The sequence below is a fragment of the Nitrospira sp. CMX1 genome, from assembly GCF_054902215.1.
Genome location: NZ_JBUBKD010000015.1, coordinates 63,185 through 82,277, shown reverse-complemented (window position 1 = coordinate 82,277; position 19,093 = coordinate 63,185). Strand labels below are relative to the sequence as shown.

The 19,093-nt window shown below is 54.9% G+C and carries 18 protein-coding genes; 13 read left to right on the top strand and 5 right to left on the bottom strand.

Annotated features, from left to right (window positions below; translation table 11 throughout):
- Nucleotides 1-66: 66 nt before the first annotated feature.
- The 4 genes from gatC to ACYX34_RS05555 form a co-directional block, all read right to left on the bottom strand.
- Nucleotides 67-360 (bottom strand): Asp-tRNA(Asn)/Glu-tRNA(Gln) amidotransferase subunit GatC, encoded by a 294-nt coding sequence (gene gatC, locus ACYX34_RS05570; protein ID WP_462075566.1) that lies wholly within the window; start codon nucleotides 358-360, stop codon nucleotides 67-69.
- Between the two features lie 113 nt (nucleotides 361-473).
- On the bottom strand, nucleotides 474-2,303 hold the full coding sequence (glmS, locus tag ACYX34_RS05565; RefSeq protein WP_462075565.1) for a glutamine--fructose-6-phosphate transaminase (isomerizing): 1,830 nt from the start codon (nucleotides 2,301-2,303) through the stop codon (nucleotides 474-476).
- A 56-nt stretch (nucleotides 2,304-2,359) separates the two neighbouring features.
- Complete coding sequence (gene glmU / locus ACYX34_RS05560; RefSeq protein ID WP_462075564.1) at nucleotides 2,360-3,958, bottom strand: bifunctional UDP-N-acetylglucosamine diphosphorylase/glucosamine-1-phosphate N-acetyltransferase GlmU; 1,599 nt, start codon at nucleotides 3,956-3,958, stop codon at nucleotides 2,360-2,362.
- A gap of 57 nt (nucleotides 3,959-4,015) precedes the next feature.
- A complete protein-coding gene (locus ACYX34_RS05555; protein ID WP_462075563.1) occupies nucleotides 4,016-4,681 on the bottom strand; it encodes a DUF502 domain-containing protein in 666 nt (221 codons plus the stop codon).
- Nucleotides 4,682-4,882: 201 nt separating this feature from the next.
- Between ACYX34_RS05555 and tmk the strand changes: the two genes are divergently transcribed.
- From tmk to ACYX34_RS05495, 12 genes are all read left to right on the top strand, one after another.
- On the top strand, nucleotides 4,883-5,554 hold the full coding sequence (gene tmk / locus ACYX34_RS05550) for a dTMP kinase (RefSeq protein WP_462075562.1): 672 nt from the start codon (nucleotides 4,883-4,885) through the stop codon (nucleotides 5,552-5,554).
- A 3-nt stretch (nucleotides 5,555-5,557) separates the two neighbouring features.
- Complete coding sequence (gene holB / locus ACYX34_RS05545; protein WP_462075561.1) at nucleotides 5,558-6,586, top strand: DNA polymerase III subunit delta'; 1,029 nt, start codon at nucleotides 5,558-5,560, stop codon at nucleotides 6,584-6,586.
- 36 nt (nucleotides 6,587-6,622) lie between these two features.
- The gene (gene metG, locus ACYX34_RS05540; RefSeq protein WP_462075560.1) at nucleotides 6,623-8,596 is read left to right on the top strand and encodes a methionine--tRNA ligase; all 1,974 of its coding nucleotides are present in this window, start codon (nucleotides 6,623-6,625) and stop codon (nucleotides 8,594-8,596) included.
- Nucleotides 8,593-9,447 carry a hypothetical protein gene (locus tag ACYX34_RS05535; RefSeq protein ID WP_462075559.1) on the top strand — a complete coding sequence of 285 codons (855 nt, stop codon included), beginning with the start codon at nucleotides 8,593-8,595 and terminating at the stop codon, nucleotides 9,445-9,447. Before metG ends, ACYX34_RS05535 begins: the two co-directional genes overlap by 4 nt.
- A 43-nt stretch (nucleotides 9,448-9,490) precedes the next feature.
- Nucleotides 9,491-10,465 (top strand): cation diffusion facilitator family transporter, encoded by a 975-nt coding sequence (locus tag ACYX34_RS05530; protein WP_462075558.1) that lies wholly within the window; start codon nucleotides 9,491-9,493, stop codon nucleotides 10,463-10,465.
- A gap of 47 nt (nucleotides 10,466-10,512) precedes the next feature.
- Nucleotides 10,513-11,394, top strand: a complete 882-nt coding sequence (locus ACYX34_RS05525) for a CE1 family esterase (protein ID WP_462075557.1) — start codon at nucleotides 10,513-10,515, stop codon at nucleotides 11,392-11,394.
- Nucleotides 11,395-11,608: 214 nt separating this feature from the next.
- Nucleotides 11,609-11,899 (top strand): nucleotidyltransferase family protein, encoded by a 291-nt coding sequence (locus ACYX34_RS05520; RefSeq protein ID WP_462075556.1) that lies wholly within the window; start codon nucleotides 11,609-11,611, stop codon nucleotides 11,897-11,899.
- A gap of 31 nt (nucleotides 11,900-11,930) precedes the next feature.
- On the top strand, nucleotides 11,931-12,269 hold the full coding sequence (locus ACYX34_RS05515) for an HI0074 family nucleotidyltransferase substrate-binding subunit (RefSeq protein WP_462075555.1): 339 nt from the start codon (nucleotides 11,931-11,933) through the stop codon (nucleotides 12,267-12,269).
- Nucleotides 12,270-12,696: 427 nt separating this feature from the next.
- The gene (locus tag ACYX34_RS05510; RefSeq protein ID WP_462075603.1) at nucleotides 12,697-12,900 is read left to right on the top strand and encodes a type II toxin-antitoxin system prevent-host-death family antitoxin; all 204 of its coding nucleotides are present in this window, start codon (nucleotides 12,697-12,699) and stop codon (nucleotides 12,898-12,900) included.
- Between the two features lie 6 nt (nucleotides 12,901-12,906).
- Entirely contained in the window at nucleotides 12,907-13,083 is a 177-nt protein-coding gene (locus ACYX34_RS05505; RefSeq protein WP_462075554.1) for a type II toxin-antitoxin system RelE family toxin, read from the top strand.
- Between the two features lie 140 nt (nucleotides 13,084-13,223).
- Nucleotides 13,224-13,526 (top strand): cupin domain-containing protein, encoded by a 303-nt coding sequence (locus ACYX34_RS05500; RefSeq protein WP_462075553.1) that lies wholly within the window; start codon nucleotides 13,224-13,226, stop codon nucleotides 13,524-13,526.
- A 208-nt stretch (nucleotides 13,527-13,734) separates the two neighbouring features.
- The gene (locus tag ACYX34_RS05495) at nucleotides 13,735-15,273 is read left to right on the top strand and encodes a DUF4403 family protein (RefSeq protein ID WP_462075552.1); all 1,539 of its coding nucleotides are present in this window, start codon (nucleotides 13,735-13,737) and stop codon (nucleotides 15,271-15,273) included.
- 63 nt (nucleotides 15,274-15,336) lie between these two features.
- Here the strand turns inward: ACYX34_RS05495 and ACYX34_RS05490 are convergent, their stop codons facing one another.
- Nucleotides 15,337-16,680, bottom strand: a complete 1,344-nt coding sequence (locus ACYX34_RS05490) for an ArsB/NhaD family transporter (protein WP_462075551.1) — start codon at nucleotides 16,678-16,680, stop codon at nucleotides 15,337-15,339.
- A gap of 164 nt (nucleotides 16,681-16,844) precedes the next feature.
- Between ACYX34_RS05490 and glgB the strand changes: the two genes are divergently transcribed.
- Nucleotides 16,845-19,055 (top strand): 1,4-alpha-glucan branching protein GlgB, encoded by a 2,211-nt coding sequence (gene glgB, locus ACYX34_RS05485; protein WP_462075550.1) that lies wholly within the window; start codon nucleotides 16,845-16,847, stop codon nucleotides 19,053-19,055.
- The last annotated feature ends 38 nt before the right edge of the window (nucleotides 19,056-19,093 follow it).

Below are 19,093 nucleotides of genomic sequence, written 5' to 3'. Positions count from 1 at the left end.
TGCCTCGTTTTCCGCCGCTCGCATGCCTCATTGCAGAATAGCCAGCGATGAGGCCGTCATTGACGGTTAACGCTCCTCTATAATTTTAGGAACTACAAATCCATCTGATTCACGCTCCGGCGCATTGGCCAATGCTTTCTCTGCAGCAAGCGATGGGCGTACACTATCCTCTCGAAATATGTTTACTTGCCCCATCACCGTTGCGGTCGGCTCAACCCCGGTCGTGTCATATTGCTTGAGCTGATCAACATGGGAAAGGATTTGGCTCAACTGCTTCGCAAAGGTCTCCTTCTCCGAAGCCGTCAGCGCCAATCGTGCCAATTGTGCTACCTTTTCCACATCCTGCTGCGTGATCTCCACTCTTCTCTCCCTTTCCCCTATGAGGCGTGAAGGTACGCTCCCTTATTGCGCGCATTCAACGAGGGCCTTCTGAGGCCGCGCGTTGAGCGAGCAGAGGGACCTGCCTTCACACCTCATTCCACCGTCACACTTTTCGCCAGATTCCTCGGCTGATCCACATCTGCCCCCCGCAACACCGCAATATGATACGCCAGCAGCTGCAGCGGGATAGTAAAGAGCATTGGTGAGATGAGCGAATGGGTGTCCGGTACCGTGAAGACGGCATCCGCGATCTTCCCGAGTTCTCGTTCTCCTTCAGCCACGAAGGCAATCACGGGGGCATGTCGCGCTTTGACCTCCATGAGATTACTGACCGTCTTGTCATACAGTCGATCTCGAGGCGCCAACACCACGACCGGCATATCCTTATCGATCAATGCGATCGGACCGTGCTTCATCTCACCAGCCGCATAGCCCTCTGCATGGATGTAGGAAATTTCTTTGAGTTTCAATGAACCTTCCAGCGCAATCGGGTAATTGATTCCGCGGCCCAAGAACAGAAAATTCCGTTTCTTGTAGTAGCGCTTGGCGATCGCCACGATTTCGGCTTCTCTCTGCAGCACACTCTCGACCAGGGCAGGCAACCGCACGAGCCGATCAAGCCAGGCTTGACCATCCGCCACCTTCATCACATTACGAACTCGCGCGAAATGCAAGGCCAGGAGATAGAGCGCCGTGAGCTGCGCCGTGAACGCCTTCGTCGAGGCCACGCCGATCTCCGGCCCACAATGGGTATACAGGACTCCATCCGACTCACGGGCCAACGTGCTGCCGATCACGTTCACAATGGAAACGACACGCGCTCCCTTGGCCTTGGCCTCTCGTGCTGCGGCAAGCGTATCCGCCGTCTCACCGGATTGGGAGATCGTAATAAACAAATCCTTCTTGCCGACAAGCGGATCACGATAGCGAAACTCGCTGCCAATATCTACTTGAACCGGTGTCCGAACCATTTCCTCAAAGAGATACTTTCCGACCTGACCGGCATGCCAGGACGTCCCACAAGCCACGATCCAGATCCGCTCCAAAGACGCGAATTCTTTCGGGGTCAGCCCAATGTCAGGGAGATCCGCCTCTCCCGTCTCATAGGAATACCGCCCTCGCATGGTATCCAGAATGGTCTGCGGCTGTTCATGAATCTCTTTCAGCATAAAGTGCGGGTAACCACTCTTCTCCGCGGCTGAGGCATCCCATGTGATCTTCGACGCCTTTCGCGACACGGCCTGACCATCGGAATCGGTCAGTTGCACATCGTCTTGAGTGACGACAGCCACATCCCCTTCTTCGAGATAGGTCACTTCCCGCGTATGCGCCAGCATAGCCATGACATCGGAGGCAATATAGGATGCATGTGCTGTCCGACCGACGACCAGCGGACAGCCTGACCGCGCAGCAATCAACGTCCCCGGTTCCCGCTCCGACATCACAGCCAACGCATAACTCCCTTTCACGTCCTTTGTCGCCAAGCGCACAGCATCAGCCAGCTTGTTTCCTTTTTGAAGATACTTATCAATCAAATGCGCGACGACCTCCGTATCGGTTTCCGATACAAACTTATAGCCGTCCTTCTCGAGCTGCTGTTTCAGCTGCTGATAATTTTCGATAATTCCGTTGTGCACCAACACGCACCCTTTGGATCGGTGCGGATGGGCATTCTGTTCCGAAGGCTTGCCATGCGTCGCCCATCGAGTATGGCCGATTCCCACCGTTCCCGTGAGCCCATTGGTGTTGAGAGCATTCTGAAGATTCACCAGTTTGCCCACACTCCGCTTGACGGCAATTTTCTCTCCCTGCAAAACGGCCACACCCGATGAATCGTAGCCGCGATACTCCAACTTGGACAATCCTCCAATAAGAATCGGCACCGCTTCCTGGTTGCCGACATATCCAATAATTCCACACATGGCAATACCCCATCTTGATGGTTGGCAGACAACTACGCGACGTTATCGGTCCGCGATCAGCCCTTTGACGACCGTCCAGGCTTTTTCTTCGATTGTGCCGAAGTCTTCAGTCGTTCTACCGTCGCACGCTTACCAGGAGCTTTAACTGAAATTACCTTGGGTGCAGCTCTTGCCACCAAGGCGCGTCGTTTGGCCACCCATCCAATCCGATTGGCCTGGGGAACCCGGGCAATCGCTAATGAATCAGCCGGCACATTCTGCGTCACGGTCGTCCCTGCGGCAATCACTGCTCCCGCTCCGATCGTCACCGGCGCAACAAGCTGGGTATCGCTCCCTAGAAACACATTCTTCCCGATCACCGTGTGATGCTTTTTCACACCGTCATAGTTACACGTGATCGTACCGGCACCGATATTCACTCCTTCTGCAATCGTGGCATCCCCCAAATAACTGAGATGATTGGCTTTGGACCCTTCGCCCAGCTCAGTCTTCTTCATTTCGACAAAATTTCCGACCTTCGCTCGTCGCCTCACTACGACACCAGGACGAAGATGGACGAATGGTCCCACATGTGCATCATCATCAATACGTGACTGACTGAGGACGCAAGAGTCTAACACCTCAACCTGATTGCCGATCACGCAATCGGTGATCCGAACCCCTGAACGGATCGTGGTCTCCTCACCAATCACCGTGTTCCCTTCAAGCACGACATGGGGATAAAGAACCGTATCCTTGCCGATCGTGACCTTCGCATCAATCCATACTGAGCCTGGGTCTCGCATCGTCACGCCGGCATCAAGCCAGCGTTCACGAATCTGCTGCCGGACGACTTGTTCTGCCGCCGCCAGCTGCTGCCTGGTGTTGACCCCTAACCCCTCATCAGGCCGCTGAAGAATCACGGCAGCCACGCGCTGTCCTTGCGCAACCGCCATTCGCACAATATCCGTCAGGTAGTATTCACCCTGCGCATTGTCTGGTTCCAGCTTATCGAGCGCCTCAAAAAGAAACGTTCCAGACACCACATATGTCCCCACGTTGATTTCCTTGCAGGTACGCTCTGCCGGAGTGGCGTCGCGATCTTCGATGATCTTCAACACCACCTCCGATGACGAATGCGCCTGATCCCCCTGACTCGCTTCACGACGGATCACCCGCCCATAACCACTGGGATCATCCAGGATCGCCGTCAGAATGGTGACGGTTGCCCCTTCTCGCTGATGAGCGGTCAAGAGCTCACACACGGTGGATTCCTGCAGCAAGGGCGTATCCCCGTTCAGAATCAGATAGTGTGTCGGATCCGCCTCACCATCATGAGAAAATACGGAACGGCTTTGCATGACGGCATGGCCGGTGCCAAGCTGTTGCACCTGCTCGACGATACTCACCGCCTGCGCTCCCGGTTTGCCACGGATCCCCGCTTCAATGACCTGCCGAACCTTCTCCGCTTGATGGCCAACGACGACCGCAATGCGGTGATCTCCCACTCGAAGCGCTACGTCGACTGCGTACAACACCATCGGCTGCCCCGCGACCTGATGCAACACCTTGACGTGGTTGGACTTCATCCGCTTGCCCAACCCAGCCGCCATCACGATCACTCCAAGGCCTGAAATAGGTGAATCCTTTGCCTGTTGATCAGTCATTGACGTCATTGCGCTGACTACTCCTGAAGATGAGCGTTTCTCAAAGGAACCATAGAGAAACTTGGTTTATCCGATCGGCACGCCAGCATCCGGCTGTTTAATCCGACTCCACTTCGCCTCCGCCAAGGCCGAGGCCATCGTGCCGGACGGCGTATACAACCCCCCCGATACAATCAACTTCATCGCCTCTTCGATACTGATATCAACCGACGTGACCTCCCGTTCAGGCACGAGCAGAAAATAGCCCGACGTGGGGTTTGGGGAAGTCGGGACATAGACATGGATCAGGGTATCTTCTCCCAAAGCAGTCGACTCACCTTTCGTCATGCCCGTCACGAAGGCGAAACAATAATGACCATTCTTGGGAAACTGGATCAAGACCACACGTCGATACGACCCGCGCTCCGAAAAAGAGAGAATATCCATCATCGATTTCAAGGTCGAATAAATTCCACGGACAAGGGGTAACCGATTGAGCCAATCCTCCCAGTGACTGACGATCTGCCGTCCGATGAAGTTGGCCGCAAACAACCCAACCAAGAAGATCAGCAGCACCAACGTCACGATCCCAAGCCCGGGAATATAGTGATCGGGTACCAGCTCAGCCATCGCGTCGCCCAAGATACCGTCCAGTGCCACGAACAGGGTTTTCAGCACGAGAATCGTGCCCCAAATGGGGATGACAAGCAGGAGTCCGGTCAGAAAATATCGTCTCAAGGCAGTCTTAAGCATAGAAGGTCAGCCCATCCTCAATGGGAGGATAATCCGTGATTCATCTTACAGAGTACTGAACAAACGTCGCAAGCGTTTTCTTGTTAATTTCAATGAGTTATGCACACAAACGAGAAGGATCCCTGAATAGCTCCCACCTTGCTATTCTCCGCATCCTGACTTAGGATCCGTTTTCAAAAGCGCGTGCGAAGAAAAGAATCGATGAGTCCTGCCATACAAAAACCATCCGGTATTTTCATCACCCTGGAAGGCGGTGAAGGAAGCGGAAAAACGACACAGGCCCGCAGGCTCTGTGAGTGGCTCATCGCTCAAGGCCGGTACGTCCTCCATACCCGAGAGCCGGGAGGGACGCTTCTCGCCGAGCGATTACGTAGTCTCCTCCTCGATCATTCCGCGGAAACCATCGCCCCGGAAACAGAGGCGTGGCTCATCCTTGCGGCCAGACGCCAACATGTCGATCATGTGATCAAACCTGCACTCCAACAGGGAATGATCGTCGTCTGTGACCGTTTCTCGGACTCGACCATGGCCTATCAAGGCTATGGTCGGGGATTGGACCTTCGGACCTTGCGCACCATGAACAAGTGGGCAACCGGGAAACTTGTTCCGCATCTCACTCTGCTCTTCGACGTGCCTGTCCGCATCGGACTGTCGCGACGACGTGGCCAACGCTCCTCCCAGAATCGCCTTGATCGAGAAGCGACACAATTTCACGAAAAAGTACGAGCCGGGTTTCAGACCTTAGCCAAACAGGAACCTCGGCGTATGGTTGTACTCGATGCCTCTCTTCCTCTAGAGTCCGTCCAACAGAACGTGACGACCGTCATTACACGCTGGCTCAACGCCCGCCGCCGACAGCCGCGGCAACGATAGCCTATGCCGTTTACAGATATCACCGGCCACGAACAATCCATCTCCCTCCTCCAGGCCAGTCTCTCCAATAAGAGGTTAGCCCATGCCTACCTCTTTCACGGTGACGCCCACATTGGCAAGCGCATGACTGCCGTGAGGCTGGCGCAGGTTTTGAATTGTGATCGCCCGATTCTCACCGAGGCCCCAGACAGTTGTGGCCGATGCCGTTCTTGCTTGCAGGTTGCAGCGCAGACGCATCCCGATTATTTCGTCATCGAACCCGATGCGGAAGCGGCCACACCGCAAATCAAGATCGAGCAAATCCGAGAACTCGAGCAGCAGTTCGTCTATCGGCCCCTCATCGGCGAGCAAAAGATCTGCCTGATTGACGATGCGGATCGAATGACCATCGGCGCAGCCAACGCCCTGCTCAAAACATTGGAGGAACCTCCAGGTCATAGTCTCTTTCTCCTGGTCACCAGCCGGCTCCACGCACTCCCCATCACGATTCGGTCACGCTGCCAAGCGCTTCGGTTTGCCTCGCCGGCCCGGACGCAGGTTGAAGCCGCACTGATTCTTAAGCGGGAACTGCCGCCCGACGACGCTCGACTCCTGGCACTGCTCACCGACGGCCGTATTGGAGAGGCGCTCACCACAAACGTGGCAGAGGTTCGCGCACGGCAACAAGAATGCCTGGCGTTGGTGAAACCTGAATCATTGACCTCCGGTACAGCCATCCTGTCTGCATCGGAAGCCTTGGCCAAGTCAGACCGGGCAGCGGAGACCTTACTCTGGCTGACGCGATGGATTCGAGATCTGGTGCTTGTCCTTGTTCATGGAGATCGAGACCACATCCTTCACCTCGATCAACTCCCCCATTTGCAGCGATTCGCCGACCGAGCAAACATTGATCTCCTCCTGACTCTCTTGACCGATATTGAAAAGCACGCACAGCAAGCCACACGACACTTAAACGTCCAAATGGCGTTGGAGACCACGTTTCTTCGCCTGCGCGAAGCGCTCGGGCTTGTCCCAGCCGGAGCCTCGGCCTAGTCAAACACCCTGCCAACCTGATATCTTGCCGTGGTTATGTCGGTCCACAACACGTTTTACATCACTACTCCGATTTACTACGTCAATGATGTTCCGCATATCGGACATGCCTACACCACCGTTGCAGCTGACGTCCTGGCACGCTACTGGCGACTACGCGGACGCGAGGTATTCTTTCTCACCGGACTCGATGAGCATGGGCAGAAAGTGCAACAGGCTGCTGCCAAAGCCGGCATCGATCCGCAAGTACACTGCGACAAATTGGCACCGCAATTTGAGAACCTCTGGAAGAAGCTGAACATCTCCAACGACGCTTTTATCAGAACGACCGACGCTCAGCATAAGAACGTCGTCCAACGATACCTTCAAGAACTATTCGACAAGCAACTGATTTATAAAGCCGACTACTCAGGCTGGTATTGCACGTTTGATGAGCGCTTCTGGACGGAAAAGGATGTGGCAGACGGCCTGTGTCCAGACTGCAAACGTCCTGTCGAGAAGCTCAGCGAGCATAACTACTTCTTCCGGATGGGACAGTACCAGGACCGCTTGATTGAGCACATCAATGCCCATCCAGACTTCGTTCGCCCGGAATCACGCCGCAATGAAGTGCTCGGATTTCTCCAAACTCAGAAGCTTGGCGATCTCTCAATCTCTCGCCCTAAATCGCGGCTTTCCTGGGGCATTGAACTCCCCTTCGACTCGAACTACGTCACCTATGTTTGGTTCGATGCGCTGGTGAATTACATCTCCGCCTTGGAATACCTCCCAAGAGGAAACCCAGCAAGCAACCGATTCTGGCCAGCAAACGTGCATCTCGTCGGAAAGGACATCCTAACCACACACGCCGTCTATTGGTCCACCATGCTCATGGCGCTGAATCTTCCGTTACCGGAAACCATTTTTGCTCACGGCTGGTGGACGGTCGACGGCGAAAAGATGTCCAAAAGCCGGGGTAACGTCGTGGATCCGAATACAATGGTCGATGAGTTCGGCGTCGATGCGTTTCGCTATTTTCTCTTACGCGAAGTTCCCTTCGGCCAGGATGGAGATTTTTCTCTCACCGGGATGATCACACGCGTCAACAGTGATCTGGCCAACGGGCTGGGCAATCTCTTAAGTCGAACGTTGACCCTCATCGAACGAACCCAAGGAGGAGCGATCCCGACTCCTGGGAACAGCGGACCAGCGGAGCGAGAACTCGAGCAGGCCGCGTTGGCTCTGCTCCGCGAGACACTTCCACACTATCTCCAACAGCTGGAATTCAACCGAGCCCTCGAATCGATCTGGCACGTCGTGCAACTGGCCAATCAATACGTCGACAAGACCGCACCGTGGACATTGGCCAAGAGTGAGCGCGATGCCACACAGCTCAAGACGGTGCTCTACACCATGGCCGAAATACTCCGCTGTCTTAGCGTCGCCATCTATGCCGTGATGCCGAAGAGTGCCCAGACAATCTGCGCTCAATTGGGCATTGCAGATGAATTCTCGCAGGCGCTACCTATTGGCACAATCCAATGGGGAGGGCTCACACCAGGGACCGCCATTCGGAAAGGCCCATCGCTTTTCCCACGCATCGATTCGAAAACACAAGGAGCCAAACTCGTGACTGAATCATCTGTCCCTTCACAACCAACCGCTGCAGCACCAGCTCCCACAGCCACACCTGCGCCGCCGGCTTCACCACAGATCACCATCGATGAATTCATGAAAGTTCAGCTTAAAACGGCGAAGGTCCTGTCAGCTGAGCGGGTGCCGAAATCGGAGAAGTTGATCAAGCTGCAAGTGTCTCTTGGCGGCGAACAACGTCAGATCGTGGCCGGCATCGGCAAGAAGTATGAGCCGGACGTACTCGTCGGAAAAACGATCGTCATCGTGGCCAACTTGAAGCCGGCCAAGCTGATGGGTATCGAATCTCAAGGCATGGTACTCGCCGCGGGGGACGCAGACGTGCGCGGACTGCTGACCACCCAAGAAGAAGTGGATCCTGGCACAAAGGTAAAATGACTCGATTTTCCTTCGTCCCGGTTAGACTGATCGCCTCACTCAACCTGCTTTCTTGCCTCTCGATTCCAGCCTATAGCCAAACCCCTCCCAATATTCCGCTCAACGGTCCTCAGCCGACGACCGTGCTGGTGCGGGTTGTCGCACAAGGAGCCATGGTGTTAGGTCGTGAAGTTGGTGGCGCTCGAATCACGATCACCGATGTAACCACCGGCCAGATTCTGGCAACCGGCATACAACAGGGCGAAGCCGGCGATCAGAATCAAATCATGCGCACGCCCCGCATGATGGAAGAGCCGATCTATAGCACGCGTCCTTCCGCTGCGTTCACGACCACCTTGTACCTTCAAAAACCGACGGTGGTAGACATCTCCGCCGAAGGACCATTGGCCTACCCCGCTACAATCCAGAAGACAAGAACAACTCTCCTTCTGATCCCCGGACAGGATCTGATACAGGACGGCATCATACTGCACCTCTATGGGTACCTGGTCCAGATCGAACGACCCAAGCCACATGAGGCCTTGATCGCGCGAGATGATGTGAAGCTCCATGCCTCAGTCAAAACGCTATCGGGTTCCTTGGTTCGTCCCCACGGGGACTGGGACTCGCGGAAGATTCGGATCTATGGGGAAGTCTTGATTGATGATCGAGTCGTCGAGCGACTACAAATGTTCTATGACGAAGGCAGCCGTACCTTTGAAGCCCCGTTCTTCGTCCCGTCATTGCATGAAGTTCCCAATGGAATCATTCTGCGAGTGATTGCGACCGATCTCGCAACCGGCAACACCGGGATGGATCAAGTCAACTATCCGGTCCTGAGCGAACGTCTTCCTTCCCAGTCAGTTCGTTAGTCGACTGCTGAAAAAGAAATCCCGAGAAATCCGCTGGCATGTCTTGCCGCATTACGTCGCCCATGCGACACTGTTCCATATGACGGGACTTGCCTCTTACTCCCATCTCCGATCACGACTCCAACTGGCCTTAGCCATCAACGCCGTGATTATTGCAGCGGAATTCATCGGTGGCTGGCTGCTGAATAGCATCGGCCTCATGGGCGATGCCGGCCACAACCTCGTCGATCAAGGATCACTCTTTCTCGCCCTCTATGCGCATCTCCTCACGGCACGACCCGCATCAGAAAGCCGAACATTCGGATACCACCGAGCCGGCATCATTGCCGCCTTTCTGAACAGTTTCATCCTTTTATTGACCGCGTTCGGTATCGCGATCGTCTGCCTCAAGCGACTCCTGCAACCGGTTCCCGTCGACGGTGGATGGGTTATGGCGATCGCGGCGGTCAGTTTCGTCGCCAACCTCGCCATTGCCCTGTTGCTCCAACAGGGAGCGAAAGACGACCTCAATATTCGCAGTGCGTTCTGGCACATGTTGGGAGATGCGTGGGTCTCGCTCGGCGTGATCATCAGCGGCGGCGCGATTCTCCTGACGGGATGGACCGTTCTCGATCCGCTCGTGAGCTTGCTGGTCGTCGGCGCGATCCTCCGGGGAGCCTGGCCGATTTTCAAGGAATCGATGGAGGTGCTGCTGGAATCGACCCCGCCAGGCATCAGCGCGTCTCACGTGGCTGCCACCATGGAAGCGATCCCCGGCGTCAAGAACGTGCATGACCTACACATCTGGGCGGTCGAGCCTCGCCTCATCATGCTCACCAGCCACGTCATGATCGAACAGCATTGCACCCCGCCGGAGTTGCTGCAGCTGATTCAACACCGTATCACGACAGATTTCGGCATCAAACACATGACGATCCAACTTGAAACCGAATGCTGCGATCCCGACGACATCCATTGCGATCTCAGGAAACTGACCGAGCACCACCACGAAGCCCACACCTTCGCGCATCACCACTGAATTTTCCGACTCTCGGGTCCTAGCTGTATGGAAGGATAACGCAGGCCATGATGCGAAGAGTTCTTGCCCTCATCAGCCTCCTCGCTCTTACAACTAGCGTCGCGGAGGTATCAGCGGCAGGCCGTTTGCCTTCCAGCATCGTCCTCACGGTCACGTCCGGCGGTGTTGAGCGTGACTTCATCTTGCACGCACAACCCACGGACACACCGAAACCATTGGTGCTGATCTTTCATGGGGGTGGGGGAAGCGCCCAGTTTATGGCTCGACGAAGCAGCGCCTTTGCCGACCTATTGCTCACCCGAGGCTATGCCGTCGCGTTCATGAACGGCTCCTCCCATCGCGATGGGAGGAATTTTCGTACCTGGAACGGAGAACATTGCTGTGCTCATGCCATGACCACCAAGATCGATGAAGGGAACTATATTGACCAAGCCATAGCTGCCATTGCTGCTCATACACCAGTGGACCGGTCTCGTATCTTCCTGATGGGCCACTCCAACGGCGGCATGGTCACTTATCGATGGCTAGCTACGCTCCGCACAAAGATACGGGGCATCGTGGTGATCTCGTCGGCGATGTTCGCCGACCAACCAGCCATACCGCAAGGCACCTCAGCCTTTCTGACCCATACCCATGACGACAACAATGTTGCCTTCAACGCCTCGTTCGCACCCAAACAGAAGCGAGCCTGGGATGCACCACCCCTTCCCTTTCTTGAAGCAGAAGCTCGCATGGCACAGCTGTTGGACTGCGACAACCCCTATGAGCAGAGAGTGGCCGATGGTGTGATCAAGCGGGATCACACGTGCACCAGTGGAGCGGAATTAACCGTCGTGGTCTCAGAGACAGGTGGTCATGAATGGCCAAAATCCATACCTGGCTTTAGCCTTGAGGGCGCTATCCTGAAGTTTCTCGACCACCAAAGGTAACTACAACGAAAGTTACTACTGCGATCCCAACGACATCCATTATGATCTCAGGAAACTGACTGAGCGCCACCATGAAACCCAGACCTTCGCGTACCATCACTAACAGGTCTGATTTCTTTCTGATGTGACTCCCTGGGCTTACCCGCCCCCGATCCAACTCAGTTGACATCATGGCCAGAATCGATACACTGAGCGCATGTATTCCCAATCGTTTATGGCTCGACCTCAGCAAATTGCGAATGACGTTGCTGCGCTTGCCCGAAACATGCTGGGCGCTGATGTAACCGTTATCTGGTTTGGATCATGGCCCAGAGGTACAGCGAACCCCCACGCGGACATTGATATCGCCATCTCAGGGCAAACGGCATTTCCCCCAGAGCGACTCGCCGCACTCCGTGACGAGATCGAAGATCTGACGACGCTGCACGAAATCGACGTCGTTGATCTCCACACCGTCAGCGAACGATTCAAACAAGAGATTCTTCGTCATGGAATCCGCTTATGACCATACGGCTCAATAGCTTCGCCCAGCCATCTTGCGTCTCAGCGAAGCACTCAGCGCTCTTGTCACTGATCTCAACCGCGACGCCGCCATCCAACGGTTTGAGTTTTGCTTTGAGCTGGCCTGGAAGGTGATTCAAGAATGGGCACGGGCGGAAGGGCTCGACTGCCAATCTCCGAAAGGCTACCTCAAGTTGGCTTACAAGAACAACTGGATCAATGACGAGACGGGATGGCTGGCCATGCTTGAAGACCGGAACCGCACCGCCCATACCTACGACGAAACGCTCGCCAAGGATGTGTATCGCCGACTCCCCGCGCATCTCCCGCTGCTGCAAGCATTGAACACCTACCTGCGAAATACACAGACATAAGGCTTGAGTTGCTGCAGTTAATCCAGAGCTGCATCACAATGAGCTTCGACATCAAGCACATGACCATCCAGCTGGAAACCGAGTGCTGCGATCCGGACGACATCTACTGCGACATCAGGAGGCTAACAGGACAACTTCACGAAGCCGACACGCTGGCACACCATCATTAACCGTCTGTCCGACCTACGAGCCACACGATTTATGTTGTGGTAGTCAACTCCAGCTCTCGCGAAAGCAAGCGGGTAATGCACTTCATGGAGGATTGATACAGTGGAAAGCTTTTTCCTGCAAGTTGATTTGAGTCTTTAGTTGTTTTTGAATTCAAACCACTCCTGCGTGGGAGACAACCAATTCGAGTTGGAGTTTGCGGGATTACTCGATGATGGCCAAAATGTCATCTCCTTTGTAAAGAACTTACTCAGCACTCATTCGTCCGGTATACGGAAAGGAACGTGTGGTGGTCCGTCGGCGCGGGAAGGAAATTGCCGTGGTCGTCCCGATCGATGATTTGCGCCTCTTGGAGGAATTAGAAGATCGGATCGATCTTGCTGATGCCCGAGCCGCGCTTGCTGAAACCAAAAAGAAAGGGGCAAAGCCGCTCGATGCGATTCTGAAAGATCTTGGCCTCTAACCTACCATGGCCTACTCCGTTCTTCTCGCTCCACCTGTGGAACGCCAACTCAAAGCGCTCGCCGGAGCGAATGACCTCTACTGTATCCATGAAGGCAGCTACCGGATCATCTATACGATTCAGGGTAAAGAACTCATCGTGCTCGTCGTAAAGATCAGCGATCGGAAAGAAGTGTACCGTTGACCCTGCTCCGGGAATACACATTCTTTGAGCACTCAATTCATGAATATCGATGGGCATAGAGTTGCCCTTCTCGTTCCACACTCATCACGTTACAATCACCCGTACTTGAAAAGTACCCAGATCTCTTAACTTTTCCCTATATGTCCCATCTCACCCACCAGAAATTCCCTGTGCCGCTCGACCGCCACCAGGTCGCTCGCGACTGGAACCAGCGCGGCTACTCCTGCGATATGTTCACTGACCCGCCAGACCGTGAGTGGAATAATTTCGTCCATGCGACGAATGAGCTCGTGACCGTCATGGTCGGGAAGCTCAGGCTGACGATCGGCGGGAAAGAGATCATCGCCGAGCCGGGCGATGAAGTGTTTATTCCGAAAGGAGTCCGTCATTCCGTCAAGAATGTGTCCCCTTCGACGACCCACTGGCTGTATGGGTACGACTAAAAAAGAAAGGTTGACGAAGTACTTTCTGGATCCCCATTCAACCTACGACGAGACCTGCATCGACTCCATCAACGGGGCCTGACAAACGCTCGTGCGTTTCTGGTATCCTGCTCCCGTTTCCTAATCACCGGAGATCACTTTCCATAGACTTAAGACAGTTTGAATCCACGAACCTCACGACCTGTGACTAGCTAAAGGGGGAAAGCAGATGTTTCCCAAATTGATAAGCACTTCTCTCGTAGCCTTATCCTTGTTGCTGTCCTTGGCAAGCTGCACCGCACTGAATACCCCTATCGTTCGCCCACCAGCACCGAAGCTATTACCGGCAACACCGAATCCACCTTCTCTAGCCCAAGAATCGAGCATCAGCGTTCCTGTCCATGTTGATCTGTCGTCGTTTCTCACTGCGATCAACGATGACAGCATGATCCCGAAGAAATTCGACCATTGGGGAAGCCTCATCAAACACCCCAAAGGTACTGACTACAAATACTATGCGGAGCGAGATGATTTCACAATGGCGCCTTCCGGTGCCCACCAAGCCAACGGCTCACCGTCGAGCCTGGCTCTCCGTGATTGGTGGAAAGGGATCGAACTTTCCAGTTCCCATATCTTCGTCGGTACCGCCCTTCGATATAAAATTGGAGCCAATTCGCTTCACTGCGGCGAAGGCAGTGAATGGCCACGAAGGGGCACCGTGCACGGGAGTATCGCGACCGAGCTGACTCCGACATATGGTCTGGCCGCATCGGTCGCCAGCGTGGCCGTGAACACCAGTGATCCATGCCACATACGAGTCGGCGATCTCGATGTGACTCAGGAAGTAAAACAGAGGCTCGCAGACGTCGCCCGCGGAGGACTCAACCGCGCGGTCACCCGCCTCAATGCGCTGACGGTCAAATCTCGCGTGGAAGATGCCTGGAATACGCTACGCAACCCTATCCGTTTGGAACCGGAGGCCTGGCTTCAGTTCAATATCGACAAAGTCCAACATAGCGGCTTTTCCGGGGCCGGCCCCATCGTCTCTGACGCGATCCACGTGACTGCGAAACCGGTCATCGTTTTCGGCCAGGAACCGCCCGCCGAAGTCGCAGCCCTTCCTCCACTCGACACTCCACCAACGTCTACCGGATTCTACGGTGCCGCCGACGCCCAACTCTACGGCACACTCCCCACCACGCTTGCCAACCGGCTCACTCCTACGGGATTCCATGTCGTCACGGACATCCCCCTGGACTACGCCTCGCTCTCCAAGGTCCTTGCAAACCGGCTCAATGGGAAACGCGTCGTGAAGAAAGAGCATTTCATCCTGATTACAACCGCCGCGATCTTTGGTAATGGCGGCAACCAGGTGGTGATGCGGGTTGATTTCTCGGGAGACGCGGTCGGTCACGTGTATTTTGTCGGAAAGCCTGAAATAAACTTACTCACACAGACGGTTTCTATCGGCGGCCTCCGCTATGACCCCGAGACAGAAGCGCTGTTACAGAAAACGGTCACGTGGCTCGACCTCTCGACGTTCCGAGACCTGATCGCCAGCGAATCCATTCTCGGGGTGACTACAGCCACCGACCGAGTGCGAGGCCTACTGGCCACTACACTGAATCGTGCACTCAGTCCATCCGTCTCGATGCACGGAACCGTAGGGTCGGTCCAGGGTATCGGAGTATTTGCCGATGTCAATGCATTGCATATCCGCACGATGAGTGATGGAACACTGAGCCTGACCGTCACCGATAAACCGTAATTCGTCTCTCCGAAGTGCGCAGCTCAACCGAGTCGAGGTGGCCGGAGAGGGGATAGAACCGACCTATCGCAGAAACACCAGCCAGAGGTAGACGGCACTGAACGCAACCGATCCCACCATGACCGGGAACCCGTACTGAAAGAACTGCCAAAAGGTAATCCGGTAGCCGGCTTTTCGAGCGAGATCCACAATCACGACGTTGGCACTCGCCCCGATGATGGTACCGTTGCCTCCTAAGCAAGCCCCCAAGGCCAACGCCCACCAGAGTGGGATGATATCCGCTTGATGAACCAATGTTGCATAATCGGTGATTTCTGGGTGCAGTGATCGAGCAAGGTCGACGATCAACGGATTCATCGCAGCCACATAGGGAATGTTGTCGACAACGGCGGACAGTATTGCCGATCCCCAGAGTACCGCCATAGTGGATCCTGCAAGATTCCCTCTCGTCACCGATACCAATTGATCAGCAAGATATCGGATCACCCCAACCTTGACCAATCCTCCGACCAGGATGAAAAGACCGATAAAAAAGAAGATGGTTTTCCACTCCACTTCCGCCAGATACGTCAATTCTTCAGCATCTTCTTCGTGTCTGCGCCTGGCATGCCCGATCACCATAAACAGGCTCGCACCTAACAGCGCGACCGTGGCAGGCTCGAGATGAACCAGGGAGTGGAAACAGAAGGCCACGTTGACGACCGCCAGCAAGATGAGGCAACGCTTCAAGAACGCCTCATCCGGCACCGCTTCTCGTGAACTGAGCGAGAGAACGGCTTCTCTCAGATGCGGGGCAACCGTCATCGTTCGCCCAAAGATAACCCACAACACGGTGAGGAACGCCACCATCATGATGAGCACGATCGGCCCCAGGACGATCAAAAAGTCCAGATAACTGAGCTCTGCCTTACTGGCGATCATGATATTGGGAGGATCGCCGACGAGTGTGGCTGTCCCTCCGATATTGGAGGCCAGGGCCTCGGTCATTAAAAATGTGACGGGGTTCAACCCCAATCGTTTGGTGATCGCCAACGTCACCGGTGCCATAAGCAGCACGGTGGTGACGTTATCCAGCATGGCGGACAAGGCCGCCGTGAGCACGGCCAACAAGACCAGGAGGCGGAACGGCTTCGCATCCGCTCGTTGCACCGCCCAAATGGCCAAGACCTCGAAAAGTCCCGTCTCTCGTACGATGTTGACGATGACCATCATGCCGATCAACAGAAAGACCACGTTGTAATCAACCCCGAACTCATGGGAATAAAACGCTTCTTCTTGTGACACCACACCGAAGCTGATCATCACCGCCGCACCGAACAGCGCGACGATCGTCTTGTGCAGCCGCTCGGTCATGATGAGCAGGTAACTCAGGCCGAAGATGAGAAGAGCGAGAGTCAAAGAAGACATGCGATTCCTCGTGACGACGTGCTACCGATTGTCCAAACCCAACGCATTATCCTGGGACGATTGCGCCAATGCAATCAGAGTCGTCTTTTGGGCTCTTGCTGTGAGACCTCAGAAAATCACATTTTCTCCTTCCTAATCGTTGTCGCCCTCAGTAGGATAGGCCTATGCCGAACGAACGCATAATTGAACAAGATGATGTCGATCGCCTAGCGTCTGGGACACATTGGAATCCGCACTCGGTGCTTGGCCCTCACGTGATTTTGCTCGATGACCGTCCCCATCTTGCGCTCCGAGCCTGGCAGCCAGGCGTCAAGGACGTCGCGCTCCTCTCCAACTCCGTCTTGTGGCGCATGACACGCATTTTCGAAGAGGGTCTCTATGAGGCGCTGCTTCCGGATACCACATCTATCCCCTCATACCGACTTCGCATCACCCACCTCGACGATGCTGTCACGGAGACATCCGACCCCTATTCAGTTCCCCCGCTGTTGACGGATTTTGACCTGCACCTGTTTGCCGAGGGAACATTGCTCAAATCCTACGAACACTTCGGTGCCCATATCCGCACCATCGCAGGCGTCTGCGGTGTGCACTTTGTGGTCTGGGCTCCGAATGCCGCCCGTGTCAGTGTCGTCGGAAACTTTAATAACTGGAACGGACTCCTCCATCCCATGGCAAGCCGCGGAGCGACCGGAATCTGGGAACTTTTTATCCCGGATCTCCCGGAAGGGACTCTGTACAAGTACGAGATTCGAACCAGGGAACACAACCCTCCCCTGCTCAAAGCCGACCCCTATGCCTTTGCCAGTGAGCTTCGCCCACGGACGGCCTCAGTGGTGCGCGATGTGTCCACCTACAGGTGGCAGGATGAGACCTGGATGGCAGCGCGATCGACGAGAGATCCTCTCACAACTCCTCTCTCGATCTATGAAGTGCATTTGGGGTCCTGGATGCGTGTGCCGGAGGAGAACAATCGGTGGCTGACGTACCACGAACTAGCTGAGAAGCTCATCCCCTATGCCAAGGATCTCGGCTATACCCATCTTGAGCTTCTCCCGATCACGGAACACCCCTTCGACGGATCATGGGGCTATCAAACCACCGGCTATTTCGCCGCCACGAGTCGATATGGCGAACCACAGGGATTCATGGCGTTCGTGGATAGGGCTCACCAAGCCGGGCTCGGCGTCATCATTGACTGGGCGCCGGCCCACTTTCCGGATGATCCACATGGGTTAGCACTTTTTGACGGGACGCATCTCTATGACCATGCTGACCCACGCCTAGGGTACCACCCCGATTGGCATAGCCGGATCTTCAACTACGACCGTGTGGAGGTGCGAACGTTTCTCCTAAACAGCGCCCTCTTCTGGTTGGATAAGTACCACATCGATGGATTACGCGTGGATGCCGTGGCATCTATGCTGTACCTCGACTATGGACGGAAGAATGGTGAATGGATCCCCAATGAGTTCGGCGGAAAGGAGAACCTCGGTGCAGTCTCGCTGCTCAAGGAACTCAACATTCTCGTCCACCGAGAATTTCCCGGGACCATCACCATTGCAGAAGAATCGACGTCGTGGCCAGGCGTCTCGCGTCCGACCTACACGGGAGGACTTGGGTTTACATTCAAGTGGAACATGGGATGGATGCACGACATGTTAGCGTTTTTCCAGTATGACCCCATCTATCGCCGATTCCATCAGAATCAAGTCACGTTTGGCTTGCTCTACGCCTTCAGTGAGAATTTTATCCTTGCCCTCTCTCATGACGAAGTGGTCCACGGCAAACGAACGCTGCTCGACAAGATGCCCGGTGATGTATGGCAACGCTTTGCTAATCTCCGGCTGCTCTATGGATACCTGTACAGCCACCCTGGGAAAAAAATGCTGTTCATGGGTGGTGAGTTTGGGCAGTGGAAGGAGTGGAACCATGACACCAGTCTTGACTGGCATCTTTGTGAATACGAGCCACATCGCGGGCTACAATGCCTTACCCGCGACCTGAACCGACTCTATCGCCAAGAACCTGCGTTACACGAGATCGACTTTGATTGGGATGGGTTTCAGTGGATCGACTTCAGCGACTCCAACAACTCCGTTATCGCATACCTTCGTAAGGCGAGAAAGACGGGTGAAGCGATCGTCTGTGTGTGCAACTTCACACCCGTTCCTCGGTATGGCTACCGCATCGGAGTCCCTGACGTAGGGTGGTATCAAGAACTGCTCAATACTGATGGTATCGTCTACAGCGGCAGTAATCTTGGAAACGGCGGCGGGCTACATGCTGATCAGACTCCAAGCCATGGGTTCCCCTACTCCCTGACGATGACACTCCCTCCGCTCTCCGTTCTTTTCCTAAAGCGACAGGGATAGGAGACTACCCTTCAATAAGAGCCTTCTTTGATACTCAA